Below are 26,962 nucleotides of genomic sequence, written 5' to 3' on the forward strand. Positions count from 1 at the left end.
GTGCCAGCGGGGCGGGGCGCGTTACTGCGCTTTCACCTCTTTCAGGTAGGGAGCAGGCTCTGCGCCCAAATTGGCCAACACGCGGTCGCTGTACCAGTCAATGAAGTTGACCACACCGAACTCGTAAGTCTTCGAGTAGGGCCCCGGCTGATACGCCGTGGAGTTGATACCGCGCTGGTTTTCTTCGGCCAGGCGGCGGTCCTGGTCGTTGGTGGCGTCCCACACCTTGCGCATGCGCTCCGGGTCGTAGTCCACGCCTTCCACGGCATCCTTGTGCACCAGCCACTTGGTGGTGACCATGGTCTCCTGGGCGCTGATCGGCCACACGGTGAACACGATCATGTGGTCGCCCATGCAGTGGTTCCACGAGTGCGGCAGGTGAAGGATGCGCATCGAGCCCAGGTCCGGGTTCTTGATGCGGCCCATCAGTTTCTGGCACGCCTGTTTGCCGTCCATGGTCATCGACACGGTGCCCTTGAGCAGCGGCATGCGCACGATGCGGTTACGCAGGCCATGGCTCTTGTGCAGGTACGGGATCTTCTCGGCTTCCCAAGCGGCGGCGGAGGCCGCCACGTGGTCCTTGAATTCCTGGCTGGCGCGCGGGTCGTTGGTGTCGTCCCACTCCAGCAGGGTTTGCAGCAACTCCGGGTGCGAGCCGGAGCAGTGGTAGCACTCGCGGTTGTTTTCCAGCACCAGCTTCCAGTTGGCCTTTTCCATCAAGGTGGTTTGCACTGCCACCTTGGTGTTCTCCATGTCATACGGTTCCATGTAGTGGTCCAGGGTGGCCAGGAACTCGTCGATCGCAGGTGGGTTTTCCGCCAGGCTGATGAAGATGTAGCCACCGGCGACTTTTACGTTCACAGGCTTGAGGCCGTACTCTTTCATGTCGAAGTCGGCGCCCATTTCAGTACCTGCGAACAGCAGGCGGCCGTCCAGTTCATACGTCCACTGGTGGTAATGGCAGACCAGCTTTGCCACTTTGCCTTTCTCGTTGACGCACAGGCGTGAGCCACGATGGCGGCAGACGTTGTGGAAGGCATGCACCTTACCTTCGCTTCCGCGCACCACGATGATCGGGTTCTTGCCGATCTGCAGGGTGATGTAGTTGCCCTTGGCCGGGATTTCGCACGTCATGCCGGCAATCAGCCATTCCTTGTGGAAGATCTCCTGCATGTCGATCTGGAACAGACGCTCGTCGGTGTAGAACGGCTGGGGCAGCGAGTAGGTGCGCTCGCGGGTCTGCAGCATCTCGGCGGTGGCCTTGCGTGCAGCTTCCAGTGGATCGCCCAGGCTCAGGGTTGCGGTGACGTCCATCGTGTAATCCTCGGGGCCGTATTCGGCCGGCAAAAGGTGGCTAATCGTTGTTGTGGTGCCGCAAGAGCATCTGTGAAAAAACAGCAGGTTCTTTTGCCGTGGAGTGTGCGTCCGAAGACGCCGCGAACCGTATCCATGGGCGACATGGCCGATTTGAATTACGACGCGCCAGCCCTTGTAGCACGGGGCTGGTCGCGATAAGCACGCCGATGTCGCAGGCAGGAATGTGCGACGCCTTCAGCTTGCGCATTATCGCAGCCATGAAAAGGGCCATTAGTCGGCCGCTGGAGATGAACATGTCCGATACTTTCCTCAATCCGGTCACCACCCAGACCTGGGCCAATGGCCGCCACATCGTGCGTTGCGTCAAGGTCATCCAGGAGACCTGGGACGTGCGCACCTTCTGCTTCATGGCCGACCAGCCGATCATGTTCTTCTTCAAGCCTGGGCAGTTCGTCACCCTGGAACTGGAGATCGAAGGCAAGCCGGTGATGCGCTCCTACACCATCTCCAGTTCGCCGTCGGTGCCCTACAGCTTTTCGATCACCGTCAAGCGGGTGCCAGGCGGGCATGTGTCCAACTACCTGCACGACACCATGCACGAAGGCTTTGAAGTGCCTGTGCACGGCCCGGTGGGGCTGTTCAACGCCATCGACTTCCCGGCTGCCAAGGTGCTGTACCTCTCTGGCGGTGTCGGTATCACGCCGGTGATGTCCATGGCCCGCTGGTTCTACGACACCAATGCCAATGTCGACATGGTGTTCGTGCACAGCGCCCGCTCCCCCAAGGACATCATCTACCACCGCGAACTGGAGCAGATGGCGTCCCGCATCCCCAACTTCAGCCTGCACATCATTTGCGAGAAGCACGGTCTGGGTGAGCCTTGGGCGGGTTATCGCGGCTATCTGAACCAACGGCTGATGGAACTGATCGCGCCCGATTACATGGAGCGCGAGGTGTTCTGCTGCGGCCCGACGCCCTACATGACTGCGGTCAAGCGCATGCTCGAGGCGGTCGGCTTCGACATGAAGAACTACCACGAGGAGTCGTTCGGCGCGACGCCGGCAGAGGCCAAGGCCGATGCCGTGGAGCATGCCGAGCAGGCGGCCGATGCGCCGGAAGTGGACGTGTCCGAGCTCAACCTGGTGGAGTTCATCGGCAGCGAGAAGAGCATCCGGGTCGTTCCTGGCGAGACCGTGCATGCGGCGGCGGCCAAGGTCGGGCTGATGATCCCCAAAGCTTGCGGCATGGGCATCTGCGGGACCTGCAAGGTGCTCAAGCTGGGTGGCGAGGTGGAGATGGAGCACAACGGCGGGATTACCGAGGAAGATGAAGCCGAGGGCTATATCCTATCGTGCTGCAGCGTACCCAAAGGGGACGTGCGGATCGATTACTGATCCGGTAATTGCTGGGGCCGCAAAGCGGCCCCGGTGCTGTCAGGTGCGAAAGCGCGCCACCAGCCCATTCAAATCCACAGCCAGGCGCGACAGCTCTGCGCTCGCCGCGCTGGTCTGATGTGCGCCGGTCGCGCTCTGCACCGACAAGTCATTGATGTTCACCAGGTTGCGGTCAACCTCTCGCGCCACCTGGGCTTGTTCTTCCGCCGCGCTGGCGATTACCAGGTTGCGTTCATTGATCTGCGCCACAGCCCCGGCAATGGTGTCCAGCGCCATACCGGCGCCCTTGGCGATGTTCAGCGTCGACTCGGCGCGTTCGGTGCTGGTGCGCATCGATTCGACCGCCTGTTCGGTGCCGCCTTGGATGCTGCCGATCATCCGTTCGATTTCGCTGGTCGACTGCTGGGTACGGTGTGCCAGCGCACGCACTTCATCCGCCACCACCGCAAACCCACGGCCCGCTTCGCCGGCACGCGCCGCTTCGATGGCCGCATTGAGCGCCAGCAGGTTGGTCTGGTCGGCCAGGCCGCGGATCACATCCAGTACCTTGCCGATGTCGCGCGATTGTTCGGCCAAGTGAGTGATCAGTTTGGCGGTGGCCTGCACATCACCGCTCATCCGCTCGATCGCGCCTACGGTTTCCAGCACCAGGTCACGCCCGTCGCCGGTCGAGCGGCTGGCTTCGCTGGAGGCTTCTGAGGTGCTCACAGCGTTACGCGCCACTTCCTCGACGGCGCTGGTCATTTCGGTCACCGCCGTGGCGGCCTGCTCGATCTCATTGTTCTGCTGTTGCAGGCCGCGCGCGCTCTCGTCGGTAACGGCGTTCAGCTCTTCGGCGGCCGACGCCAGCTGGGTAGCGGAGCCCGCGATCAGCTGCAGGGTGTCGCGCAATTTTTCCTGCATGCGCCCCATCGCGCGCAGCAGGCGCGCGGCCTCATCGGTGCCTTCGGCGCGGATGGTATGGGTCAGGTCACCGTCGGCAATCTGCTCGGCGGCCTGGAGGGCTGCGTCGATGGGTTTGACGATGCTGCGGGTCAGCAGCAACGCGCAGAGGAAGGTCAGCACGGATGCGGCAACCAGCAGGCCGATTACCAGGACGAAGGCCGCTGAGTACTGGTTGGCGGCGGTTTCGTTGGTCTCGCGGGTCTGGTCGGTGTTGATCCGCACCAGGGTGTTCATGACCTTGTTGATTTGCTCGGAGTTGGCCAGCAGGTCGCGGTTGAGCAGGTCACGCAGTTCATCAGTGCGGTTGGCCTGGCTCAGGCTGCGCATGCGCGACTCCAGCTGACGGTACTGGTTGAGCAGTTCGGTGTACTGGTCGAAGGCGGCCTGTTCGTCTGCCGCGCTGATCAGTGGCAGGTAGGCCTGGCGAGCGCGGTCGATCTCGGCGTTGCGCTGGTCCAACAGGTTGAGGGTGTCGCGCTGTACTTCCGGTTCGCGGTTGAGCAGCAATCGGTAGGCGAGGGTGCGCAGGCGCAGGTTGAGCGAGGTCAGCTCGTCCAGGGTCTTGATACTGGGCACGCTGATGTTTTCGATGGCAAGGCCCGCCTGGCGGATGTTGCCCATCTGCATGAGCGAGAAGATACCAAGGCCGAGCATGAGCAAGCCGATCAAGGCGAACCCGAGCAAGGCGCGGGGGGCGATATTCATGTTGCGTAGGGACATGGCGGGACGAATCCAGGCAAAAGGAGTGGACGCGTTCCCTGCGACGAAATATGACTTGCCTGGCTATCGGTCGTGACTGGCCAGTCTTGAGTGTGAACGGCAAAAATTGTGAGCCTGCTATCCATTTACCTGACCGGCGGTTGACCCAGGTCGGAACAAGGCGCCCGATACCCTGTCAATCTGCGGGTTAGAAACCTTGAGATTCCGATATTTAATGGCGAGTGCTCACACTTTTCTTTATCGTGTGCGCCCTTTGCAACAACCCGAGATAGACCCCATGCTGGAAGCCTCCCTGAATCAACTCGAGCAACTGGTCAGCGACCTGATGCAGAAAAACGCTCAACTCACCGAGCAGAACACCACGCTTGGCCAGGAACTGGCCCAAGCCAAGGAAGAGAACGAAACCCTGCAACTGTCGTTGATGGAGCAGGAAGAAAAGCACGGTGCCACCGCTGCGCGCATCCAGGCGCTGGTTGAACGCGCCAGCGCAGGTGTCGTCGGCGCATGAGACTGCAAGCGCAGCCGGTCAATGTCGTGTCGATCCTCGGCAACGACTATTCGATCAAGGCGCCCGAAGGCCAGGAAGAAACCCTGGCGCAGGCGGTACGCATGCTCAACACCGCCCTTGCCGAAACCAAACGTTCGTACCCGACCCTGATCGGCGACAAGCTGCTGGTGCTGGCCGCCCTGAATCTGTGTTCCAAGCAGGTTGAACTGCAGAAGGAACATCAGCAGACACTGGAGCGTACACAGGCACAGATCGACGCCACGGTGGACGCGATCGTTCGGACCATCGCCGAACAGTAAAAGCACGCTGTCAGTACTGCGGGGACGGGTTTGCCTGCCCCCGCAGTCTCTGCAACCTTGTCGCAGGTCGCTGGTATTAATGGATACCTGAGTGTATACACTTTCCCCCAAACAATTATTCCTGGGGAGGAAGGGGCATGGGTATCTGGCGTCGAAGTATCCAGTGGCAATTGATCGCGAGCATGGGCGCGGCACTGCTGGCGAGCATCCTGGTGGTCGTGATCATTTTCACCGTGGCGCTCAACCGCCTCACCGATCGCTATCTGGTCGACACAGCCCTCCCGGCCAGCATCGAAGCCATTCGCAACGACATCGAGCGAATGCTCGGCAAGCCGCTGGTTGCCGCAGCCGACATCGCCGGCAACACGCTGCTGCGTGACTGGCTGGCCGCCGGTGAAGACGCCGGCGAAATGCCACGCTTTATCGAATACCTACAGGCCGCCAAGCAGCGCAACCAGGCCTTCACCACGCTTTTCGCCTCGACCGAAACCGGCCACTACTACAACGAAAATGGCTTGGACCGCACCCTCAGCCGCGACAACCCCAAAGACACGTGGTTTTACGGCTACATCGACAGCGGCGCCGAGCGCCTGATCAATATCGATATCGACGGTTCCACGGGCGAGCTGGCGCTGTTCATCGATTACCGTGTGGAAAAGGACGGCAAGTTGGTCGGTGTGGCCGGCATGGGCCTGCGCATGACCGAGTTGTCACAACTGATCCATGACTTCAGCTTTGGCGAGCACGGCAAGGTGTTTCTGGTACGCAACGATGGCTTGATCCAGGTGCATCCGGACGCTGCCCTCAGCGGCAAGCGACAGCTTGCGCAACAGCTCGATGAACAGGCGGCCAAGGCGGTGATCAGCGGTGAGCCGGGTTTGCGCACCAGCCGATTCCAGCGTGACGGTGAAGACTTTCTGGCCTTGGGCTTACCCCTGCGCGACCTGAACTGGACCTTGGTTGCCGAGGTGCCGGAGTCAGAGATCTATGCACAGATGCGTCAGGCCCTCTGGCTTACCACGTTGATCGGCGGTGGTGTGGCGCTGCTTTCGCTGTTGCTGGTGGTGGTGCTGGCGCGTGGCTTGGTACAGCCTGTGCGCCGAGTGACTGCCGCGTTGGTGCAGATAGGCAGTGGCGGCGGCGACCTCAGCCATCGTCTGGACGATTCGCGTCAGGACGAACTGGGCGAACTGGCCCGCGGATTCAACCGATTTCTCGACAGCCAGCGCGGCCTGATCGGCGAAGTGCTGCGCACCACCGAGCGCTTGCATCGTGCAGTCGAGCAGGTGACGCAGGTGGTGGACAACACGGCCGAACGTTCCGGGCGGCAGCAGGAAATGACCGAAATGGTCGCCACCGCCGTGCACGAAATGGGGCTTACCGTGCAGGACATTGCCCGCAACGCCGGCGATGCTGCGCAAGCTTCGCAGTCAGCGCGTGAGGAAGCCTTGCAGGCGCGTGAGGTGGTACGCCGGTCGATCCAAGGTATCGAGGGCATGTCGGGTGATATCGGCAAGGCGGCGGATGCGGTGGCGCAACTGGCCGACGAAGTCGCCTCCATCGATGAAGTATTGGCGGTGATCCGCAGCATCTCCGAGCAGACCAACCTTTTGGCGCTCAATGCTGCCATCGAGGCGGCGCGGGCAGGGGAGATGGGGCGCGGCTTTGCCGTGGTGGCCGATGAGGTGCGGACGCTGGCGCGGCGTACCCAGGTGTCCACCGATGAAGTTCAGCAGATGATCCAGCGCCTCAAGCACGGCGCAGGTTCGGCGGTGACGTCGATGCAGGCGGGGCAGCAGGCGACGGGGAGTGGCGTGGCGTCGAGCCAGCGAACCGGGGCCTCGTTGGGGGCGATTACCGACCAGGTCGAGCACATCAGCGACATGAACCACCAGGTGGCCACGGCGACGGAAGAGCAGTCGGCGGTGACCGAGGAGATCAACCGGACGGTGCAGGGGATTTCTGACCTGGCCAGGCAGACCGCGGCGGAAGTGCAGGGGTGTCGGCAGGAATGCCAGGCGTTGCGCGGGCTGGCCGATGACCTGGCCCGGCAGATGAGTGGGTTCAAGCTTTAAACACGCAGGCCAGGTTACGGTCCATCGTGACCCATGCCGCTCCCGGAGTGCCGGCGCCAATGGAAGCGGCGTTGGTACGGTGGGCGGCTAACCCAAAAGATGCTCATGCTGAGTCTTTGGTTTCAGTGATCCACCAAGACATGTTGTCCAGCACTTTATACTCGAACTGCTGTTCTTTGACCGAATACTTGAGTTCGTCGCCGTCGCTGATGATTTCTAACTTATCGTCCTGCAATAAATTGACGAGCATGTATTTATCGGAAATGCCTTCAATTTCATAGCTTTCATCATGCGGTGTGATGAGATACACGATGGTTTCAGTGCTGTTTGCAGTGCGTTGCTCAATGGTTGCCTTGAGCGCATTCCGGGTTCTTTCACTGATTGAAACTTTTGCCTTTTGGGATTTATCCAGCGTGATTGCCACGCTCTCATCGCCGTTGAGCCGTTCCTGCGAGATCTTGACCACGGTGCCTGAGGTTCCATGGTGGCTAAAGTAGTGCCCAGGCTTGAGAGCGCGGAAGTACTTGAGGTTCTCGGCTTCAATACCTGGCAATTCGTTATCGTTGATCAATATTCTAGTGGCCATGATACGTCCTCGGAAAACTCAGCCACTGAGGGTTGTGGCCCCGAAGAACATAAAACCTCTGTGACGGGCTGCAAACTGGCAGAACTGTCAGGTGACGTTCAGTGCAAGGCTGTTGTAAGCGTTGTCGAACAGGCGGTTTGGCGGGCCGTAAGGCCCGCCGGGCGATGACGTCAGGCGCCGATGACGCTACGGATATCCGCTGCCAGTGAGCGCACCCGTTCCTCTTCGGTATCCCATGAACACATGAACCGCGCCCCGCCGCTACCAATGAAGGTGTAGAAGCGCCAACCTCTGGCGCGCAACGCTTCCAGCGCGGGCTCCGGCATCTGCAGGAACACCCCGTTGGCCTCTACCGGGAACATCAGCTCTACCCCCGGCAGGTCACTCACCAACGACGCCAGCAACTGTGCGCAATGGTTGGCGTGGTTGCCATGGCGCAGCCAGGCGCCGTTTTCCAGCAGCCCCACCCAGGGTGCCGACAAAAAGCGCATTTTCGAGGCCAGTTGCCCGGCCTGCTTGCAGCGGTAGTCGAAGTCCTCGGCCAGGTCGCGGTTGAAGAACAGGATCGCCTCACCGACCGCCATACCGTTCTTGGTGCCGCCAAAGCACAGCACATCCACGCCGGCCTTCCAGGTCAGCTCGGCCGGGCTGCAGCCAAGAAATGCGCAGGCATTGGTGAACCGCGCGCCGTCCATGTGCAGGTTCAGGCCCAGCTCTTTGCAGGTGGCGCTGATCGCCTTGAGCTCATCGGGGCGGTACACGGTACCGACTTCGGTAGCCTGGGTGAGGGTCACCACACGGGGCTTGGGGTAGTGGATGTCTTGGCGCTTGAGCGCCACTTCACGGATCGATTGCGGCGTCAGCTTGCCGTTGACGCTGGGCGCGGTGAGCAGCTTGGAGCCGTTGGAGAAAAACTCCGGCGCGCCACATTCATCGGTTTCTACGTGGGCGGTCTCGGAGCAGATCACGCTGTGGTAGCTCTGGCACAAAGAGGCCAGGGCCAGCGAATTGGCGGCGGTGCCGTTGAAGGCGAAAAACACTTCGCAGTCGGTTTCGAACAGCTCGCGGAAGTACTGGGCGGCGCGCTCGGTCCACTGGTCGTCGCCGTAGGCGCGGTCGTGGCCGATGTTGGCCTTTTCCATCGCTGCCCAGGCTTCGGGGCAGATACCGGAATAATTGTCGCTGGCGAATTGTTGGCTTTTGTCTGTCATGACACGGTCCTGTGAACGAAGCAGAACAGCACTCTAAACCATCGATTCAGCGGTTGCCTATACAAGCTCTGCACGGTTGCTGGTGTGGGGTTCTCATGCCGGTCGAATCGCCGGTAAGCGGTCCCTGGCGGGGCTCCAGTGGCCTTGGCAGCAGTGGGGCAGTCAGTCTGATCAGGGCTGCTGCGCAGCCGATCGCCGGCAAGCCGGCGATAGGGCCGGTGCGAGCAACAAAAAAGCGAATGTCGTAAACGCGCCATTGCAAGGCGTGCGCAGGCATCTGACCCTCCCCGGCCAGTCATACCATCGCCACAAAGGGCCACAGTGCCTTACAGACAAGAAACGATCGCTGCCGGGAGAACCATGATGTTCAGCAAGCAAGACCAGATCCAGGGTTACGACGACGCACTGCTGGCGGCGATGAATGCCGAAGAACAGCGCCAGGAAGATCACATCGAACTGATCGCCTCGGAGAACTACACCAGCAAGCGCGTCATGCAGGCCCAAGGCAGCGGCCTGACCAACAAGTACGCCGAAGGCTACCCAGGCAAGCGCTACTACGGTGGCTGCGAGCACGTCGACAAGGTCGAGGCGCTGGCCATTGAGCGCGCCAAGCAGCTGTTCGGCGCCGACTACGCCAACGTTCAGCCGCACTCCGGCTCTTCGGCCAACAGCGCGGTTTACCTGGCCCTGCTGCAGGCCGGTGACACCATCCTTGGCATGAGCCTGGCCCACGGCGGCCACCTGACCCACGGCGCCAAAGTGTCGTCTTCGGGCAAGCTGTACAACGCCGTGCAGTACGGCATCGATACCAACACCGGCCTGATCGATTACGACGAGGTCGAGCGCCTGGCCGTCGAGCACAAGCCGAAGATGATCGTTGCCGGCTTCTCGGCATACTCCAAGACCCTCGATTTCCCACGTTTTCGCGCCATCGCCGACAAGGTCGGTGCATTGCTGTTCGTCGACATGGCCCACGTTGCCGGCCTGGTTGCCGCTGGCCTGTACCCTAACCCGATCCCGTTCGCCGACGTGGTGACCACCACCACCCACAAGACCCTGCGCGGCCCACGTGGTGGCCTGATCCTGGCCAAGTCGAACGAAGAGATCGAGAAAAAGCTCAACGCCGCTGTGTTCCCTGGCGCCCAGGGCGGCCCGCTGATGCACGTCATCGCCGCCAAGGCTGTGTGCTTCAAGGAAGCTCAGGAGGCTGAGTTCAAGAGCTACCAGAAGCAGGTCATCGAGAACGCCCAGGCCATGGCCCAGGTATTCATCGACCGCGGCTACGACGTGGTCTCCGGCGGTACCGACAACCACCTGTTCCTGGTCAGCCTCATCCGCCAGGGCCTGACCGGCAAAGATGCCGACGCTGCCCTGGGCCGCGCGCACATCACCGTCAACAAGAACGCCGTGCCGAACGACCCGCAATCGCCGTTCGTCACTTCCGGCCTGCGCATCGGCACCCCGGCTGTCACCACCCGCGGCTTCAAGGTCGCCCAGTGTGTGGCCCTGGCCGGCTGGATCTGCGACATCCTCGACAACCTCGGTGACGCTGACGTCGAAGCCGATGTGGCGAAGAACGTCGCGGCCCTGTGCGCAGACTTCCCTGTTTACCGCTGAGTGGAGTAAACGACCATGCAACGCTACTCGGGCTTCGGCCTCTTCAAACACTCCCTCAGCCACCACGAGAACTGGCAGCGCATGTGGCGCACGCCGACCCCTAAAAAGGTCTACGACGTGGTCATCGTTGGCGGTGGCGGCCATGGCCTGGCCACGGCCTACTACCTGGCCAAGGAACATGGCATCACCAATGTCGCGGTGGTTGAGAAAGGTTACCTGGGCGGCGGCAACACCGCCCGTAACACCACCATCGTGCGTTCCAACTACCTGTGGGACGAGTCGGCGCAGCTGTACGAGCACGCCATGAAGCTGTGGGAGGGCCTGTCCCAGGACATCAACTACAACGTGATGTTCTCCCAGCGCGGCGTCTACAACCTGTGCCATACCCTGCAGGACATTCGTGACTCCGAGCGCCGCGTCAGCGCCAACCGCCTCAACGGCGTCGATGGCGAACTGCTGAACACCGCCCAGGTCGCGGCCGAAATCCCATACCTGGACTGCTCGAAGAACACCCGTTACCCGATCCTCGGCGCTACCGTTCAGCGCCGTGGCGGCGTCGCCCGTCACGACGCGGTGGCCTGGGGCTACGCCCGTGCCGCCGACGCCCTGGGCGTGGACCTGATCCAGCAGACCGAAGTGATCGGTTTCCGCAAGGAAAACGGTGCAGTGATCGGTGTGGAAACCAACAAAGGTTTCATCGGCGCCAAGCGCGTGGGCGTGGTCACCGCCGGTAACTCCGGGCACATGGCCAAACTGGCCGGCTTCCGCCTGCCGCTGGAATCGCACCCCCTGCAAGCACTGGTGTCCGAGCCGATCAAGCCGATCATCGACAGCGTGATCATGTCCAACGCCGTGCACGGCTACATCAGCCAGTCCGACAAGGGCGACCTGGTGATCGGCGCCGGTATCGACGGCTGGGTCGGCTACGGCCAGCGCGGTTCGTACCCGGTCATCGAGCACACCCTGCAGGCCATCGTCGAGATGTTCCCGAACCTCTCGCGCGTGCGCATGAACCGCCAGTGGGGCGGCATCGTCGACACCTCGCCGGACGCCTGCCCGATCATCTCCAAGACCCCGGTCAAGAACATGTTCTTCAACTGCGGCTGGGGCACCGGCGGCTTCAAGGCGACCCCGGGCTCGGGCAACGTCTTCGCCGCCAGCCTGGCCAAAGGCGAGATGCACCCGCTGGCTGCGCCGTTCTCCATGGACCGTTTCTACAACGGCGCACTGATCGACGAACACGGCGCCGCCGCCGTCGCCCACTAACCGGAGACACCGTCATGTTGCATATTTTCTGTCCCCACTGCGGCGAGCTGCGCTCCGAAGAAGAGTTCCACGCCTCTGGCCAGGCGCACATCGCCCGCCCGCTGGACCCTAACGCCTGCTCCGACGAAGAGTGGGGCACCTACATGTTCTTCCGCGACAACCCGCGCGGTATTCACCATGAACTGTGGGACCACGTTGCCGGCTGCCGTCAGTACTTCAACGTCACCCGCGACACCGTGACCTACGAAATTCTGGAAACCTACAAGATCGGCGAGAAGCCACAGGTGACCGCAGGCGGCAAGCAAAGCAACGCACCGTCGACCGTCAAAGGCCAAGGGGAAAAAGTATGAGCCAGACCTATCGCCTCGCCAGCGGCGGCCGTATCGACCGCAGCAAGGTCCTGAACTTCACCTTCAACGGCAAGACCTACCAGGGTTATGCCGGCGACAGCCTGGCCGCCGCGCTGCTGGCCAATGGCGTCGACATCGTTGGCCGCAGCTTCAAGTACTCGCGCCCACGCGGCATCATCGCCGCCGGTACCGAAGAGCCGAACGCCATCCTGCAGATCGGTTCCAGCGAAGCCACGCAGATCCCTAACGTGCGCGCTACCCAACAGGCGCTGTACGCAGGCCTTGTCGCCACCAGCACCAACGGCTGGCCGAACGTCAACAACGACGTCATGGGCATCCTCGGCAAGGTGGGCGGCAGCATGATGCCGCCTGGCTTCTACTACAAAACCTTCATGTACCCGAAATCGTTCTGGATGACGTACGAGAAGTACATCCGTAAGGCAGCAGGCCTTGGCCGTGCGCCGCTGCAGAACGACCCGGACAGCTACGACTACATGAACCAGCACTGCGACGTGCTGATCGTCGGCGCCGGCCCTGCAGGCCTGGCCGCTGCCCTGGCGGCGGCGCGCAGCGGTGCCCGGGTGATCCTGGCAGACGAACAGGAAGAGTTCGGCGGCAGCCTGCTCGACAGCCGCGAGACCCTCGACGGCAAACCGGCCGCTGACTGGGTAAACGCCGTGGTCAAAGAGCTGCAAAGCCTGCCGGAAGTGACCCTGCTGCCACGCGCCACGGTCAACGGCTACCACGACCACAACTTCCTGACCATTCATGAGCGCCTCACCGACCACCTGGGTGACCGCGCCCCGATCGGCCAGGTTCGCCACCGCGTGCACCGTGTGCGTGCCAAGCGCGTCGTACTGGCCGCCGGCGCCCACGAGCGCCCGCTGGTGTACGGCAACAACGACGTGCCGGGCAACATGCTGGCAGGCGCTGTCTCGACCTACGTGCGCCGTTATGGCGTGGCACCGGGCCGCAAGTTGGTGCTGTCGACCAACAACGATCATGCCTACCGCGCTGCGCTGGATTGGCATGACGCCGGCCTGCAAGTCGTCGCCATCGCCGACGCCCGCCACAACCCACGTGGTTCGCTGGTCGAGGAAGCCCGTGCCAAAGGCATCCGCATCCTCACGTCCAGTGCTGTGATCGAGGCCAAAGGCAGCAAGCACGTCACCGGCGCCCGCGTGGCGGCCATCGATGTGCAGGCACACAAGGTCACCAGCCCAGGCGAAACCCTCGACTGCGACCTGATCGCGACCTCCGGCGGCTACAGCCCTATCGTCCACCTGGCCTCGCACCTGGGCGGTCGCCCGGTATGGCGTGACGACATCCTTGGCTTCGTGCCCGGTGATGCGCCGCAGAAGCGTGTGTGTGTGGGTGGCATCCACGGTGTGTATGCACTGGGCGATGTGATTGCCGATGGTTTCGAAGGGGGCGTGCGCGCAGCCACTGAAGCCGGCTTCAAGGCAACCACCGGCACGCTGCCAAAGACCGTTGCGCGCAAGGAAGAGGCCACCGTGGCGCTGTTCCAGGTGCCGCACGACAAAGGCAGCAAGGGGCCGAAGCAGTTCGTCGACCAGCAGAACGATGTGACCGCCGCCGGTATCGAACTGGCCACCCGCGAAGGCTTCGAATCGGTCGAGCACGTCAAGCGCTATACCGCGCTGGGCTTCGGTACCGACCAGGGCAAACTGGGCAACATCAACGGCCTGGCCATCGCCGCCCGTTCGATCGGTATCACCATTCCGGAAATGGGCACCACCATGTTCCGCCCCAACTACACACCGGTGACTTTCGGTGCGGTAGCGGGCCGTCACTGTGGCCACTTGTTCGAACCCGTGCGCTTCACTGCCCTGCATGCCTGGCACGTGAAGAACGGCGCCGAGTTCGAAGACGTCGGCCAATGGAAGCGCCCTTGGTACTTCCCCAAGGCGGGTGAAGACATCCACACCGCCGTGGCCCGTGAGTGCAAGGCCGTGCGCGACAGCGTGGGCCTGCTGGACGCCTCGACCCTGGGCAAGATCGATATCCAGGGCCCGGATGCCCGCGAGTTCCTCAACCGCATCTACAGCAACGCCTGGACCAAGCTCGACGTGGGCAAGGCCCGTTATGGCCTGATGTGCAAAGAAGACGGGATGGTCTTCGACGACGGCGTGACCGCCTGTGTCGGCGACAACCACTTCTACATGACCACCACGACCGGCGGTGCCGCTCGCGTGCTGCAGTGGCTGGAGCTGTACCACCAGACCGAATGGCCAGAGATGAAGGTGTATTTCACCTCGGTCACCGACCACTGGGCCACGCTGACCCTGTCTGGCCCCAACAGCCGCAAGCTGCTCAGCGAGCTGACCGACGACATCGACCTGGACAAGGACGCCTTCCCGTTCATGACCTGGAAGGAAGGCACTGTCGGCGGCGTGCCGGCCCGTGTGTTCCGGATTTCGTTCACCGGTGAGCTGTCGTACGAAGTCAACGTGCAGGCCAACTACGCCATGGGCGTACTGGAAAAAGTCATCGAGGCCGGCAAGAAGTACAACCTGACCCCGTACGGCACCGAAACCATGCACGTACTGCGTGCCGAGAAGGGCTTCATCATCGTTGGCCAGGACACCGATGGTTCGATGACCCCGGACGACCTCAACATGAGCTGGTGCGTGGGCCGTAACAAGCCGTTCTCGTGGATCGGCCTGCGTGGCATGAACCGCGAGGACTGCGTGCGGGAAAACCGCAAGCAGCTGGTGGGCCTCAAGCCTGTGGACCCGACCAAGTGGCTGCCCGAAGGCGCCCAGTTGGTGTTCGATCCGAAGCAGCCGATCCCGATGGACATGGTCGGCCACGTCACCTCCAGCTACGCGGCCAACTCCCTGGGGTATTCGTTTGCCATGGGTGTGGTCAAAGGCGGCTTGAAACGCATGGGCGAGCGCGTCTATTCGCCGCAAGCCGATGGCAGCGTGATCGAGGCAGAAATCGTGTCTTCGGTGTTCTTCGATCCGAAGGGTGAGCGGCAGAACGTTTGACTCCAGGCCCTGTGTCGAGCCGGCTGGCCCAAACGCCGGCAAGCCGGCTCCCACAGGTGCGATGCAGTTCTGAAGGCTGATGCTGTACCCGTGAGCGCTGGCTTGCCAGCAAAGAGGCCAAGCTGATGTCTTTCACAGGATCGATGCAGTTCTGAAGGTAGGTGCGGTCCCTGTGGGAGCCGGCTTGCCGGCGATGAGGCCGGCAAATACGCCCTGCAAGCTGCTTCGTATCGACGACCAAGAATTCAAGGCAGGTAAGAAATGAGCGCTATCAACGTCTTCCAGCAAAACCCCGGCGCCGACGCCAAGGCGCAGTCGCCGCTGCACCACGCCGACCTGGCCAGCCTGGTTGGCAAAGGCCGCAAGAACGCAGGCGTGACCCTGCGTGAAAAGAAATTCCTCGGCCACCTGACCCTGCGCGGTAACGGCCACGACCCGGAATTCGCCGCCGGCGTGCACAAGGCCCTGGGCCTGGAGCTGCCAGTGGCCCTGACCGTAGTCGCCAACGGTGAAATGTCGCTGCAGTGGCTCGGCCCCGATGAGTGGCTGCTGATCGTCCCCGGTGGCCAGGAGTTCGCCGTCGAGCAAAAGCTGCGCACAGCCCTCGAGGGCCAGCACATCCAGGTGGTCAACGTCAGCGGCGGGCAAAGCCTGCTGGAGCTGCGCGGCCCGCACGTGCGCGAAGTGCTGATGAAGTCCACCAGCTATGATGTTCACCCCAACAACTTCCCGGTGGGCAAAGCGGTGGGTACCGTGTTCGCCAAGTCGCAACTGGTGATCCGCCGCACGGCCGAGGACACCTGGGAACTGGTGATTCGCCGCAGCTTTGCCGATTACTGGTGGCTGTGGCTGCAGGACGCTTCTGCCGAGTACGGCCTGAGCATCGAAGCCTAAGGAGAGCAACATGAGTCGGGCACCGGATACCTGGATTCTCACCGCCGACTGCCCGAGCATGCTCGGCACCGTCGACGTGGTGACGCGGTACCTCTTCGAGCAGCGCTGCTACGTGACGGAGCACCATTCGTTCGATGACCGGCAGTCGGGGCGCTTCTTCATTCGCGTCGAGTTCCGCCAGCCGGACGGTTTTGACGAGGTCGGTTTCCGTGCCGGCCTTGCCGAGCGGGGTGATGCGTTTGGCATGGTGTTTGAACTGACCGCACCGAATCACCGCCCCAAGGTGGTCATCATGGTGTCCAAGGCCGACCATTGCCTGAACGATCTGCTTTACCGCCAGCGCATCGGCCAACTGGGCATGGACGTGGTCGCGGTGGTGTCCAACCACCCCGACCTCGAGCCACTGGCACACTGGCACAAGATTCCCTATTACCACTTCGCACTGGACCCCAGCGACAAGGCCGGGCAAGAGCGCAAGGTATTGCAGGTGATCGAAGAGAACGGGGCCGAGCTGGTTATCCTTGCCCGTTACATGCAGGTGCTGTCGCCTGAACTGTGCCGGCGCCTGGATGGTTGGGCGATCAATATCCACCATTCGCTGTTGCCGGGGTTCAAGGGCGCCAAGCCTTATCACCAGGCGTACAACAAGGGTGTGAAGATGGTGGGTGCCACGGCGCATTACATCAACAACGACCTGGATGAAGGGCCGATCATCGCCCAGGGGGTCGAGGTGGTGGACCATAGCCACTACCCCGAGGACCTGATTGCCAAGGGGCGTGACATCGAATGCCTGACGCTGGCGCGGGCGGTCGGGTATCACATCGAGCGGCGGGTATTCCTCAACGCCAATCGGACTGTCGTTTTGTAGAGGCCTTTCGGGCCTCATCGCCGGCAAGCCGGCGATGGGCCCCACCCCGTTCGGCCTGCCGTAAAAAGGCATTCCCCTGTCGCTTTCAGTCAGTGCCTCGCGCCCCATCAAGCCCACAATTCTCTGCATTCCAGTAACACATGTCGCCCATGGACGGCGGCGCTTCAACCAACGCTGCATAAATACAAATCAAGCGAGGTAAGAGCATGTCAGGCAATCGTGGAGTGGTGTACCTGGGCGCTGGCAAGGTCGAGGTGCAGAAGATCGACTACCCGAAGATGCAGGACCCGCGCGGCAAGAAGATCGAGCACGGCGTCATCCTCAAGGTGGTCTCCACCAACATCTGCGGCTCCGACCAGCACATGGTCCGCGGCCGCACCACTGCCCAGGTCGGCCTGGTCCTGGGCCACGAAATCACCGGTGAAATCGTCGAGATGGGGCGTGATGTCGAACGCCTGAAAATCGGCGACCTGGTATCGGTGCCGTTCAACGTCGCCTGCGGCCGCTGCCGCTCGTGCAAAGAGATGCACACCGGTGTCTGCCTCACCGTCAACCCGGCCCGCGCCGGCGGTGCCTACGGCTATGTCGACATGGGCGACTGGACCGGCGGCCAGGCGGAATATGTGCTGGTACCGTACGCCGACTTCAACCTGCTGAAGCTGCCGGATCGCGACAAGGCCATGGAGAAGATCCGTGACCTGACCTGCCTGTCCGACATTCTGCCCACCGGCTATCACGGTGCCGTGACGGCTGGCGTAGGCCCAGGCAGCACCGTTTACGTTGCCGGTGCCGGCCCAGTCGGCCTGGCCGCCGCTGCCTCGGCGCGCCTGCTCGGCGCTGCCTGCGTCATCGTCGGTGACCTGAACCCGGCCCGCCTGGCGCATGCCAAAGCGCAAGGCTTCGAAGTGGTCGACCTGTCCAAGGACACCCCGCTGCACGAGCAGATTGTCGACATCCTCGGCGAGCCTGAAGTGGACTGCGCCGTCGACGCCGTTGGCTTCGAGGCACGTGGCCATGGCCACGAAGGTGCCAAGCACGAAGCCCCAGCCACGGTGCTGAACTCGCTGATGCAGGTCACCCGCGTTGCCGGCAACATCGGTATTCCGGGCCTGTATGTGACCGAAGACCCGGGCGCGGTCGATGCCGCCGCCAAGATTGGCGCGCTGAGCATCCGCTTCGGCTTGGGCTGGGCAAAATCGCACAGCTTCCACACCGGCCAGACCCCAACCATGAAGTACAACCGCCAATTGATGCAGGCGATCATGTGGGACCGCATCAATATCGCCGAGGTGGTAGGCGTGCAGGTGATCAACCTGGATCAGGCGCCGGAAGGGTATGGCGAGTTTGATGCGGGGGTGCCGAAGAAGTTTGTGATCGACCCGCACAAGATGTGGGGCGCGGCGTGATTGCGTGAAGTAACAAAGAGCCCCTTAATATGAGGGGCTCTTTTATGGCTGCTCGCTTGCCTCTTGCACAACCAGGACAGAGCCTTTGTCATCGGTGGCCAGCAAGCCGCTGGTGTGGGTTCCTTCCGTATTCACCTCTGCCAACGGTTGTTCCGCATTACGGAAGATGGCGCGATGCTGGTCGCCTTGCTTCACGGTGATGAGCATGTCGCCCTGGTAGAAGTAAAGCGAACGCTTCGGTGCTTTGCTCATGGTTCAAGTCCCTGTCGAGCTGGATGAAGAGGCTCTGCTCAAAGCCCATTCTGACCAGCCGCAGGAATTTTGATACTGGCAAAAATAACAGTTTTCGAAGCTCATGCAGGCTGTGTGGCCGGCTTGCCGGCGATGAGGCCAGCACAAGGCTCAGCGCATCATACCCAGCTCGGCATTATCCATCAGCGCCTTGGCTAGCGCGCTCAGATAATGTGAAGCCCACAGCAACTGCGGCTTGTTTTCCATCAGGCCGTCTATGGTCAAATCTCGTACATAGCCCAGTAGTTCCGATGCCTGTTCGCGTGCGCTCTGGCAGGGGATGCCCGGCGCAATGCAGAACAGCGGGTGGGTCTGGCCTTCGCCCTGGTAGAAAAAAGTCTTGCCTACGGTGGTCTTGGTGTCTTCGCTGGTCATATTTCAATCTCCCTGAAGGTTCTCGACTGCCAGGCCCTGCGCAATCCTTGTAGAAGCGGATTTATCCGCGAAGGGCCAGCCCAGCCGATACAAGCCTCAGTGCAGCGTTCGCGGCTCCGCCGGCAGCTGCACTTGGACCAACGCCGTCTCAAGCAGCACCCGCAGCGTTTCGAGTTCATGCATCGTGGCCATCATCAATATCGAAACCGGCGACTTGGGCTGCAGCAGAAGCGCCTGATGCGCGACGTGTGGGGTGGATCGGGGACAATCTTAAGCATGATGGAACACCTTGAATGAGGGCCATCACCATCTGCTGTCAAACAATTGGTGGCAGCTGTACATGGGTTGACAGACCGGTAGGTGAACCAAAACCCGGCGCACACGAAGTGCCCCATGCACAGCTGCCATAAGAGCGAGCCATGTGATTCATACCAAGGCGGCCTGTCAAAGCCGGTCGCTGATTTCGCAGCGACCGCCCGAGACTAGTGCCGAGCCCAGATCATCGCAATGGCTCAAGCGGCTTGGGACTGTAATTCAGAAACGTCCTACATGTAAGCGGAAGATTCCTGGATTTATTTGAATAAGTCGACCGCAGCGCTGTCTGGATAGTCTCGGTCGAGTCCGCTGAGGTGTTGGCCTAAACATTAGTGCTCATGATTGCTCATTATCCGCGGCGCAGAGCTGCGTTGTCGCTGTCCAATTCACGGATGCGTGTTTTATAAACCTTGATGGCCTCCCTTGTACGCGCTAATGATGCTTTTTCATACTTAGCGTTGTTTCCCCTGCTTAGCTGTTCAGTCATGGCTGACTTGTATCTGGACTCTTGGATTTGAAGAGTGTCTAACTCGCGTTCCAATCGTTTTATATCACGTTTCTGCAATTGCCTCTGTTTCGCGTCCCACCTGCGCTGGGAAGGGCTTTTTGATTTATTTTGTCCTTTCAGTTGAGCATTTTCAGGAATCGCTGGCAACGATTTAGTCTGGTTAGGAATAGCCTGCACCGACGTCTGAATATTTACGGCTATCGGAGGCTGCTTGGTTTGTGGAGTTCTTTGACGGAAAATATTACGGAAGCCTTTGAAAACGCTGCGGATGAAGCGGGGGATATTTCCTGATGGATCAATGTTGTTGATAGGATCGCCTTTGCAGTACGCGTAAATATTCAGGCCACCTTCGTCAAATGGGCTATAGATGTCGGGGCTGGAAAAACGTAGGAGCGCGGGACGATACATCCGAGTGCCATTGCCCAAAAGATACGCTTCTATATCGAGGTGGCGTCGTTGCCCGTTGAAGGCGAGCAATGCGTCAGCATGGCCAGGTTCACCATGCCCATAAGGTGAATAGGCCATTGTTTCAGAGCGCATGCCCAATACAGAGTTCGCTTGGTCTACCTCTAATAAGGCGCATGCTTTCGACTTGTCTAGTTGAGCGAGCGCTATGTCATCGGACCATAAGATACTTCGCGTTGCGTTCTCAGAAAGCTCAGTTGCCAAGTGATCATTTTGGTAAAAGTGCATAACTTTCCCTTCCAGCGCGGTTCCCCGACTCTCTGCTGGCGAATCTGGGCTCGAAACTTCTTTTTCCGTATTGGTCGCCATGGGTTCAATTCTTCAATGAGCTATAGAAGGCCTCCAATGTGCGCCCTAGTGAATTCGGCTTCAACTGGCATTTTTGACAGGTGACATACAGGCAGGAACCACCGCCTGAATATTCAGTCCAATCGATCGTTTCCCAGGCCATTCCCGGTCAAAGAGGTCCCTCCCGATGAAAGCATTCACTCTGGCAACCCTGATGACCCTGGCCGCAAGCCCGGTGTTCGCCTTCAACCTCAGCGATGCCGCCAATGCCGTCTCGGCCATGCAAAACCAGAATCAGCAAGCCCAGGTGCAGGCGCCTGAGGCGCAGGCCAACCTGCTCAATACCCTGGGCAGTGAACTGAACATCACCCCGGAACAGGCTGTGGGCGGCGCAGGGGCGATGCTGGGGCTGGCGCGCAACAACCTCAGTAGCGACGACTACGGCCAGTTGACCAAGGCCGTGCCGGGGCTCGACCTGCTTTCCGGTGCCAATGCCTTGGGTGGCCTCAGTGGCCTGGGCGAACTGCTGGGCAACAACAGCGAAAACCAGTCGGCCCTGAGCAAGGCACTGGGCAACGACGTTGAAAATCGTACGGACCTGGATGCAGCGTTCAAGGCGCTAGGGATGGATACCGGCATGATCGGCCAGTTCGCTCCGCTGATCCTCCAGTACCTGGGGCAGCAGGGCATTGCCGGATCGCTGCTGCAGAACCTTGGTAGCCTGTGGACTACACCGGCGCCGCTGGTACAACAGCCGTCTGTCTAAGGTAGAAGCCGATTCGCAGAGTAGGCTAGGGCTTGGGCGCAACAGCACCAGGGATTGCCAGTTTCGGCGCCGACAGAGTGCTACACAGTCGATGCAGGTGTGCCGAAAAGTCTCTTGATCGGCCCGCGCAAGTTGCGGGGCGCCGCTTGACGTTTTGATGCTGCAAAGAGCCCCTCAGCGGGAAGGGCTCTTGTGTGGCTGTTCGGCTGGCCGTCCACGATGAAGATAAAGCCTTCGTCACCGGTGGCCAGCGGGCCACCATCTTGCGCCTGGTCTTTGCTGAGCTTTGCCAGCGGCTGGTGCCCAGTGCGGAAGATGGTGCAATGCTGATCGCTCTTTTTTTCAGTGATCAGATGATTTCCTATAGTTCTAAAAGGGTCTGGGTTGGAGGACATTCAAATCCGAAGGATCTTCGCCCCGTAAAAATTTAGGTTTTGGTATCGGATCATGCCTAGGGCTGTAGTAGGGACTTCCACGAACGCCGTCGACAATCTCCACGAAATAGGGCTTTGTACGCCTTAACATAGGACTGGGTGATCGGCTTTCAGGCGGAGTCGAGTCCCTGGACGTATGCCGGCTCTCGGCCTGGCTGGATTGTATCGGATCGATAGTAAATGTAGGGGCCGCGCCTCCGTTCGCTGAAGCCAGTGTAGATTCGCGTGCTGGGCGCATTATTGTCAGGCTGGACGCGTGCCCACGGTGTGCGGGGCCTACCATGCTTTCGTGCGCTGAGGCAGTATGCGTTTGCGCTTGCCCGACTAAAGGGAGTGTCGCTCGGCGGGGTAAAGGGTGTGTCGCTTGGGGGGGGGTCGGAATATGGGGGAGCGAGCGAGGTCTCCAGAGCATTCCTATCGGGGTTCTTCCACTGGGATCCACGTTGTTCACTGGGTCATCCTCGCAATAGCAATACGCATTCAGCCCACCACGTCCAAATGGGCTCAAACTGTCGGGTGAGTTAAAGCGCATCCTCTCAGGGCTATAGGATCGATAGCCATTCCCCAATGGGTAGTCGCAGCGTAATGAGATATACGCTTCTCCATTGAACCCAAGCAATGTCAATTGCGATGGCAGTCTCGGGTCATGGCCGTAGGCGGTGTAGAGGTGAGGCTCAGCGTGGCCAATTTGTTGGACCTGTAACACGGTGCCGTTATCTTCTACTGCCAGTAAGCAAGGGCCTTGGCCATCCGATTGTTGCTCGGCGAGTGGGATGGCGTACGCGCGGAGAATTGTGCGGTGCCTGTCGCCTAGCATGATCATGATGGGCCTTTCGGCGCGATAGAAGTATAACGAGCGGGTTGATGCTGTAAGCATGACTCATGTCCCTGCGGCACTGAGTGAGAGGGGTTGCCAAGAGTCCATTCTGAGCAGGCGCAGGGATATTTAAAACTGGCAGGAATACTAGTTCTACAGCCCGCCGCGAAACCTGTGGGAGCCGGCTTGCCGGCGATGAGGTCGGCACGACCGACGCAAAGCTCCAGATAATGTCAGGCCCAAAGCAACCGCGGCTAACGCTGCTACAGGCCTTGCGCAATCTGGGTGGTGCGGGGAACCCGCGCAAGAGCCCTCACAGGTGCGCCACGCTCAATCCATCTCGCTTCGCAACCGCTCGATCCGCTGGTCCTTCTCGATCCACAGCTGATTCACCCAAGCCTGCACGGTCTGGCGGAATGCCGGGTCATTCTCGTAATCCCCGGCCCACAATGCCGGGTCCAGTTCACGCACCTGAATGTCGATAACCACGCGGCTGATGCTGCCGTTGAGCAGGTCCCAGAACCCCGGTGCCTTGTTGCCGGGGTACACGATGGTCACGTCCAGCAGCGCATCTAGCTGCTCGCCCAGCGCCGCCAGTACAAACGCCACGCCCCCTGCCTTCGGCTTGAGCAGGTAGCGGTACGGTGACTGTTGTGCCTGGCGCTTGGCTTCAGTAAACCGGGTGCCCTCCAGGTAGTTCACCACGGTCACCGGCTGGCGCTTGAACAGCTCACAGGCCGCTTTGGTGATCTCCAGGTCCTTGCCCTTGAGCTCGGGGTGTTTCTCCAGGAACGCCTTGCTGTAGCGCTTCATGAATGGGTAATCCAGGCCCCACCAGGCCAGGCCCAGCAGGGGTACCCAGATCAGCTCCTTCTTGAGGAAAAACTTGAAGAACGGCGTTCGGCGGTTGAGGCTTTCGATCAGCGCGGGAATGTCTACCCAGCTCTGGTGGTTGCTCACGGCCAGGTAGGAGGTGTCTTTACGCAGGTTTTCGACGCCGCGGATGTCCCACTGGGTTGGGATGCACAAGGCGAAAATGGCCTTGTCGATTTCCGACCAGGCTTCAGCGACCCACATCACGGCAGCGGAGGCGTAGTCACGCCAACGGCCCGGCAGCACCAGTTTGAGCAGAGCGAAGACCAGCAGCGGGCAGATCAGCACCACGGTGTTGAGCAGCAGCAGGGTGGTCGTAAGAATGCCGGTCAGCAGGCGACGCATAGGGAAACTCTTGTTGTGGGATTTGAACGGGCGGCAATGATAAGCAGCGCCGCAGCCTACGCCAAATGTCCAATGCCCAGCGGCCAGGACAAATGTTTCACATTATGTTGTTTACCCTTGTGACAGCGAACCTATCCTGCCTGCACAGTCTAAGCACACAACCCTTTCAAGGAAGCCTGCCTGTGAAACCAATGCTAGCCCTGTTGTCGCTGTTGGCGCTGCCGGTAATGGCCGCGGAACCTACGCTTTACGGCCGTTACGAGAACATTTCTTTGCCTGAGCTGGGCGAAACCCTGAAGGCCAAGATGGATACCGGGGCTTACACCGCTTCGTTGTCGGCCAAGGACATCGAGCGCTTCACGCGCGACGGCGAGGACTGGGTGCGTTTCCGCTTGGCGACCAAAGAGTCCGACGGCAAGGTCTACGAGCATAAGGTTTCGCGGATCAGCAAGATCAAGAACCGCGCTGACGAAGACGACGAAGGCGATGCGCCCGAGCTGTCGCGCCGGCCGGTAATCGACCTTGAATTGTGCCTGGGTGATGAGAAGCGCACCGTGGAAGTGAACCTGGTCGACCGCAGCAGCTTCAACTACCCATTGCTGGTGGGTGCCAAGGCGTTGCGCGAATTCAAGGCCGCGGTAAATCCGGCAAAACGGTTCACTGCGGGCAAGCCTGACTGCTGAGCAGTCGCGAGCCGCAAGCTACAAGCTACAAGCTGCAAGTTAAAGCAGATCGGTGTAAGTTCATGCGATCCGCTTTTACTTGAAGCTTGAAGCTTGAGGCTTGCAGCTCAGATGCCCCACATCCTCATCGTCGAAGACGAAGCCGCCATCGCCGATACCTTGGTCTACGCCTTGCAGGCCGATGGCCATAGCACCGAATGGGTGACCCTCGGCGGTGTAGCCCTGGAGCAACAGCGGCTGCGCCCTGCCGACCTGATCATCCTCGACATCGGACTGCCCGATATCAGTGGTTTCGAAACCTGTCGCCAGCTGCGCCGCTTCAGTGAGGTGCCGGTGATGTTCCTCAGTGCGCGTGATGGTGAAATCGACCGTGTGGTCGGCCTGGAGATCGGTGCCGATGACTACGTGGTCAAACCCTTCAGCCCGCGTGAAGTGGCGGCGCGGGTTCGTGCGATCCTCAAGCGCATGGCGCCGCGGCAAGAAACTACCACCGAGGCGCCGCTGTTCCAGCTCGATACCCTGCGCATGCAAATCAGCTATCGCGCTCAGCCACTGGTGCTGACGCGCCATGAGTTCCGCCTGTTGCAGTGCCTGCTCGAACAGCCACAACGAGTGTTCAGCCGCGAACAGTTGCTCGATGCCCTGGGGGTGGCCTCCGACGTCGGTTATGAACGCACCATCGACAGCCACATCAAGAGCCTGCGTGCCAAGCTGCGCCAGGTAGCTGCCGACGCCGAGCCGATCCAGACCCACCGCGGCCTGGGTTACAGCTACAGCCCGGAACACGCCTGATGCGCCTGGGCATCCGGATCTTTCTGGTGTACTTCCTGTTCGTCGGCTTGGCCGGTTACTTCCTGCTCAATACCGTGCGCGAGCAGATCCGCCCTGTGGTACGCCAGTCTTCCGAGGAAACCCTGGTCGACACGGCCAACCTCCTGGCCGAGATCCTCCACGATGACGTCAAGGCCGGTACCCTGGCCCAGAGCCGCCTGCCTGAGGTGCTCAAGGCGTACGGCTTGCGCAGCCCGGGCGCACAGATCTGGGGCCTGGCCAAGAACCAGGTCAGCCACCGCATCTATGTGACCGATGCCAAAGGCATCGTGCTGCTCGATTCCAGCGGCCAGGACCTGGGCAAGGACTATTCGCGCTGGAATGATGTGTACCTGACGCTGCGCGGCCAGTACGGTGCTCGTTCCACTCGCAGCGTGGAAGAGGATGAAAGCACCTCGGTGATGCACGTGGCCGCGCCGATCGTAGACCAGGGGCAGGTTATCGGCGTGGTCACAGTGGCCAAGCCCAACAGCTCGCTGCAACCGTACATCGACCGCTCCGAGCAGCGCTTGCTTGGCCTGGGGGTGGGGCTGATCGGCATGGGCCTGTTGATCGGCGCTGCGCTGTCTTGGTGGCTGGCCCGCTCCCTGCGCCGGCTGGCCCGCTATGCGCAGGCGGTCAGCGAAGGCCAGCGCGCCGCGTTGCCTTACTACAAGGGCGGTGAGCTGGCGCACCTGGCCAATGCGGTGGAGCGCATGCGCACACAGCTTGAGGGCAAGGCGTATGTGGAACGCTACGTTCACACCCTGACGCACGAGTTGAAGAGCCCGCTGGCGGCTATACGCGGCGCGTCTGAATTGCTCCAGGGTGATATGCCTGCCGAACAGCGGGCGCGCTTTGCCGGCAACATCGAGCGTGAAAGCGAGCGGCTGCAGCAGATGATCGAACGTTTGCTCAACCTGGCGCGCGTCGAGCAGATGCAGGCGCTGGAAGAGGAGCAGCAAGTTGCCTTGGCGGCGCTGGTCGATGAGCTGCTGCTGGCGCATGCCGCACGCATCGACGCAAACGGCCTGCAGGTGCGCCAGCGGGTGCCGGCAGGGATGTGGCTGCTGTGCGATCCGTTTCTCATGCGCCAGGCGCTGGCCAACTTGCTCGACAATGCGCTGGATTTCACCCCGCCGGCCGGGGCGCTGCTGTTCGAGCTGGAACGCGATGGCGAGCGGGTGGCGCTGAGCCTGTTCAATCAGGGGGAGGCGATACCCGCGTATGCCATCGGCCGGGTTGCCGAGCGTTTCTATTCGCTGCCGCGGCCGGGGAGTGGGCGCAAGAGCACCGGGCTGGGGCTGAACTTTGTGGATGAGGTGATGCAACTGCATGGTGGGTCGCTGGCGGTGGACAACGTCGATGGCGGGGTCCGGGTGCGGTTATGGCTGCCGGTGCGGCGCATCAGCTGAGATTGCTGGGGCTGCTTTGCAGCCCATCGCTGGCTTGCCAGCGATTTGGCCCTCGAAAATACACACGATCTCCACACACGCTCCTCAATGCCTCCATGCAAGGCGCA

Annotated in this window: 25 protein-coding genes and 3 pseudogenes; 16 read left to right on the forward strand and 12 right to left on the reverse strand. The window is 61.1% G+C overall.

From position 1 onward, the window contains the following. Nucleotides 1-21: 21 nt before the first annotated feature. Entirely contained in the window at nucleotides 22-1,314 is a 1,293-nt protein-coding gene (gbcA, locus tag JNA92_RS15900; RefSeq protein WP_241805609.1) for a glycine-betaine demethylase subunit GbcA, read from the reverse strand. A 296-nt stretch (nucleotides 1,315-1,610) separates the two neighbouring features. Between gbcA and gbcB the strand changes: the two genes are divergently transcribed. Then, entirely contained in the window at nucleotides 1,611-2,711 is a 1,101-nt protein-coding gene (gbcB, locus tag JNA92_RS15905; protein ID WP_241805610.1) for a glycine-betaine demethylase subunit GbcB, read from the forward strand. 39 nt (nucleotides 2,712-2,750) lie between these two features. On the opposite strand, the gene JNA92_RS26090 is transcribed toward gbcB, so the two are convergent. Together JNA92_RS26090 and JNA92_RS26095 are read right to left on the reverse strand one after the other, a co-directional pair. Further along, nucleotides 2,751-3,623 carry a methyl-accepting chemotaxis protein gene (locus tag JNA92_RS26090; RefSeq protein WP_431312465.1) on the reverse strand — a complete coding sequence of 291 codons (873 nt, stop codon included), beginning with the start codon at nucleotides 3,621-3,623 and terminating at the stop codon, nucleotides 2,751-2,753. Continuing rightward, nucleotides 3,606-4,376: pseudogene (locus JNA92_RS26095) on the reverse strand (MCP four helix bundle domain-containing protein); the annotation flags it as partial. The pseudogene JNA92_RS26095 and the gene JNA92_RS26090, both read right to left, overlap by 18 nt. A 277-nt stretch (nucleotides 4,377-4,653) precedes the next feature. Here JNA92_RS26095 and JNA92_RS15915 point away from each other — a divergent pair. The 4 genes and pseudogenes from JNA92_RS15915 (at nucleotide 4,654) to JNA92_RS26105 (ending at nucleotide 7,258) form a co-directional block, all read left to right on the forward strand. Then, nucleotides 4,654-4,884, forward strand: coding sequence for a hypothetical protein (locus tag JNA92_RS15915; protein WP_012316647.1), 231 nt, complete (start codon nucleotides 4,654-4,656; stop codon nucleotides 4,882-4,884). Further along, entirely contained in the window at nucleotides 4,881-5,183 is a 303-nt protein-coding gene (locus tag JNA92_RS15920) for a cell division protein ZapA (RefSeq protein WP_012316646.1), read from the forward strand. The genes JNA92_RS15915 and JNA92_RS15920 overlap by 4 nt, the downstream gene beginning before the upstream one ends. A gap of 182 nt (nucleotides 5,184-5,365) precedes the next feature. Continuing rightward, a pseudogene (locus JNA92_RS26100) lies at nucleotides 5,366-6,394 on the forward strand (HAMP domain-containing protein); the annotation flags it as partial. A gap of 135 nt (nucleotides 6,395-6,529) precedes the next feature. Further along, nucleotides 6,530-7,258 (forward strand): methyl-accepting chemotaxis protein, encoded by a 729-nt coding sequence (locus tag JNA92_RS26105; protein WP_431312466.1) that lies wholly within the window; start codon nucleotides 6,530-6,532, stop codon nucleotides 7,256-7,258. 103 nt (nucleotides 7,259-7,361) lie between these two features. On the opposite strand, the gene JNA92_RS15930 is transcribed toward JNA92_RS26105, so the two are convergent. Next, nucleotides 7,362-7,844: a hypothetical protein gene (locus JNA92_RS15930; protein WP_241805615.1), complete on the reverse strand. Its 483-nt coding sequence runs from the start codon at nucleotides 7,842-7,844 to the stop codon at nucleotides 7,362-7,364. A 170-nt stretch (nucleotides 7,845-8,014) separates the two neighbouring features. Then, nucleotides 8,015-9,055, reverse strand: coding sequence for a low specificity L-threonine aldolase (locus JNA92_RS15935; protein ID WP_241805616.1), 1,041 nt, complete (start codon nucleotides 9,053-9,055; stop codon nucleotides 8,015-8,017). Nucleotides 9,056-9,418: 363 nt separating this feature from the next. Here JNA92_RS15935 and JNA92_RS15940 point away from each other — a divergent pair, with 363 nt between their 5' ends. The 7 genes from JNA92_RS15940 (at nucleotide 9,419) to fdhA (ending at nucleotide 18,470) form a co-directional block, all read left to right on the forward strand. Beyond that, nucleotides 9,419-10,672 carry a serine hydroxymethyltransferase gene (locus tag JNA92_RS15940; RefSeq protein WP_241805617.1) on the forward strand — a complete coding sequence of 418 codons (1,254 nt, stop codon included), beginning with the start codon at nucleotides 9,419-9,421 and terminating at the stop codon, nucleotides 10,670-10,672. 15 nt (nucleotides 10,673-10,687) lie between these two features. Next, nucleotides 10,688-11,938, forward strand: coding sequence for a sarcosine oxidase subunit beta family protein (locus JNA92_RS15945; protein WP_241805618.1), 1,251 nt, complete (start codon nucleotides 10,688-10,690; stop codon nucleotides 11,936-11,938). 14 nt (nucleotides 11,939-11,952) lie between these two features. Continuing rightward, nucleotides 11,953-12,288, forward strand: a complete 336-nt coding sequence (locus tag JNA92_RS15950; RefSeq protein WP_241805619.1) for a sarcosine oxidase subunit delta — start codon at nucleotides 11,953-11,955, stop codon at nucleotides 12,286-12,288. Further along, nucleotides 12,285-15,302, forward strand: a complete 3,018-nt coding sequence (locus JNA92_RS15955) for a sarcosine oxidase subunit alpha (protein ID WP_241805620.1) — start codon at nucleotides 12,285-12,287, stop codon at nucleotides 15,300-15,302. Before JNA92_RS15950 ends, JNA92_RS15955 begins: the two co-directional genes overlap by 4 nt. 261 nt (nucleotides 15,303-15,563) lie before the next feature. Further along, the gene (locus JNA92_RS15960; RefSeq protein WP_241805621.1) at nucleotides 15,564-16,196 is read left to right on the forward strand and encodes a sarcosine oxidase subunit gamma; all 633 of its coding nucleotides are present in this window, start codon (nucleotides 15,564-15,566) and stop codon (nucleotides 16,194-16,196) included. A gap of 10 nt (nucleotides 16,197-16,206) precedes the next feature. Continuing rightward, nucleotides 16,207-17,064, forward strand: a complete 858-nt coding sequence (gene purU, locus JNA92_RS15965; RefSeq protein ID WP_241805625.1) for a formyltetrahydrofolate deformylase — start codon at nucleotides 16,207-16,209, stop codon at nucleotides 17,062-17,064. A 206-nt stretch (nucleotides 17,065-17,270) separates the two neighbouring features. Further along, on the forward strand, nucleotides 17,271-18,470 hold the full coding sequence (gene fdhA / locus JNA92_RS15970; RefSeq protein ID WP_241805626.1) for a formaldehyde dehydrogenase, glutathione-independent: 1,200 nt from the start codon (nucleotides 17,271-17,273) through the stop codon (nucleotides 18,468-18,470). A gap of 42 nt (nucleotides 18,471-18,512) precedes the next feature. Here fdhA and JNA92_RS15975 read toward each other — a convergent pair whose 3' ends face one another. The 4 genes and pseudogenes from JNA92_RS15975 to JNA92_RS15985 form a co-directional block, all read right to left on the reverse strand. Beyond that, a complete protein-coding gene (locus JNA92_RS15975) occupies nucleotides 18,513-18,722 on the reverse strand; it encodes a hypothetical protein (RefSeq protein WP_241805628.1) in 210 nt (69 codons plus the stop codon). Between the two features lie 150 nt (nucleotides 18,723-18,872). Beyond that, nucleotides 18,873-19,136 carry a DUF3077 domain-containing protein gene (locus JNA92_RS15980; RefSeq protein WP_241805629.1) on the reverse strand — a complete coding sequence of 88 codons (264 nt, stop codon included), beginning with the start codon at nucleotides 19,134-19,136 and terminating at the stop codon, nucleotides 18,873-18,875. Nucleotides 19,137-19,232: 96 nt separating this feature from the next. Continuing rightward, nucleotides 19,233-19,414, reverse strand: a pseudogene (locus JNA92_RS26110) (hypothetical protein). Nucleotides 19,415-19,800: 386 nt separating this feature from the next. Beyond that, on the reverse strand, nucleotides 19,801-20,733 hold the full coding sequence (locus JNA92_RS15985; protein WP_241805631.1) for an RHS repeat-associated core domain-containing protein: 933 nt from the start codon (nucleotides 20,731-20,733) through the stop codon (nucleotides 19,801-19,803). Nucleotides 20,734-20,899: 166 nt separating this feature from the next. On the opposite strand from JNA92_RS15985, the gene JNA92_RS15990 reads away from it, so the two are divergent. After that, nucleotides 20,900-21,478, forward strand: a complete 579-nt coding sequence (locus JNA92_RS15990; protein ID WP_241805633.1) for a DUF2780 domain-containing protein — start codon at nucleotides 20,900-20,902, stop codon at nucleotides 21,476-21,478. Nucleotides 21,479-21,558: 80 nt separating this feature from the next. On the opposite strand, the gene JNA92_RS15995 is transcribed toward JNA92_RS15990, so the two are convergent. The 3 genes from JNA92_RS15995 to JNA92_RS16005 form a co-directional block, all read right to left on the reverse strand. After that, the gene (locus tag JNA92_RS15995) at nucleotides 21,559-21,873 is read right to left on the reverse strand and encodes a hypothetical protein (RefSeq protein WP_241805635.1); all 315 of its coding nucleotides are present in this window, start codon (nucleotides 21,871-21,873) and stop codon (nucleotides 21,559-21,561) included. Then, nucleotides 21,848-22,789, reverse strand: coding sequence for an RHS repeat-associated core domain-containing protein (locus JNA92_RS16000; protein WP_347269623.1), 942 nt, complete (start codon nucleotides 22,787-22,789; stop codon nucleotides 21,848-21,850). Before JNA92_RS16000 ends, JNA92_RS15995 begins: the two co-directional genes overlap by 26 nt. Nucleotides 22,790-23,059: 270 nt before the next feature. Continuing rightward, on the reverse strand, nucleotides 23,060-23,947 hold the full coding sequence (locus tag JNA92_RS16005; protein WP_241805636.1) for an acyltransferase: 888 nt from the start codon (nucleotides 23,945-23,947) through the stop codon (nucleotides 23,060-23,062). Nucleotides 23,948-24,129: 182 nt separating this feature from the next. On the opposite strand from JNA92_RS16005, the gene JNA92_RS16010 reads away from it, so the two are divergent. From JNA92_RS16010 to creC, 3 genes are all read left to right on the forward strand, one after another. Continuing rightward, nucleotides 24,130-24,630, forward strand: a complete 501-nt coding sequence (locus JNA92_RS16010) for an ATP-dependent zinc protease family protein (protein ID WP_012316630.1) — start codon at nucleotides 24,130-24,132, stop codon at nucleotides 24,628-24,630. A gap of 111 nt (nucleotides 24,631-24,741) precedes the next feature. Beyond that, complete coding sequence (gene creB, locus JNA92_RS16015; protein WP_241805638.1) at nucleotides 24,742-25,422, forward strand: two-component system response regulator CreB; 681 nt, start codon at nucleotides 24,742-24,744, stop codon at nucleotides 25,420-25,422. Then, nucleotides 25,422-26,855, forward strand: a complete 1,434-nt coding sequence (creC, locus tag JNA92_RS16020; RefSeq protein WP_241805640.1) for a two-component system sensor histidine kinase CreC — start codon at nucleotides 25,422-25,424, stop codon at nucleotides 26,853-26,855. Before creB ends, creC begins: the two co-directional genes overlap by 1 nt. Nucleotides 26,856-26,962: the final 107 nt, after the last annotated feature.

Origin of the sequence: Pseudomonas putida, from assembly GCF_022627325.1 — a bacterium.
In the GTDB taxonomy this organism is placed as follows: domain Bacteria; phylum Pseudomonadota; class Gammaproteobacteria; order Pseudomonadales; family Pseudomonadaceae; genus Aquipseudomonas; species Aquipseudomonas putida_X.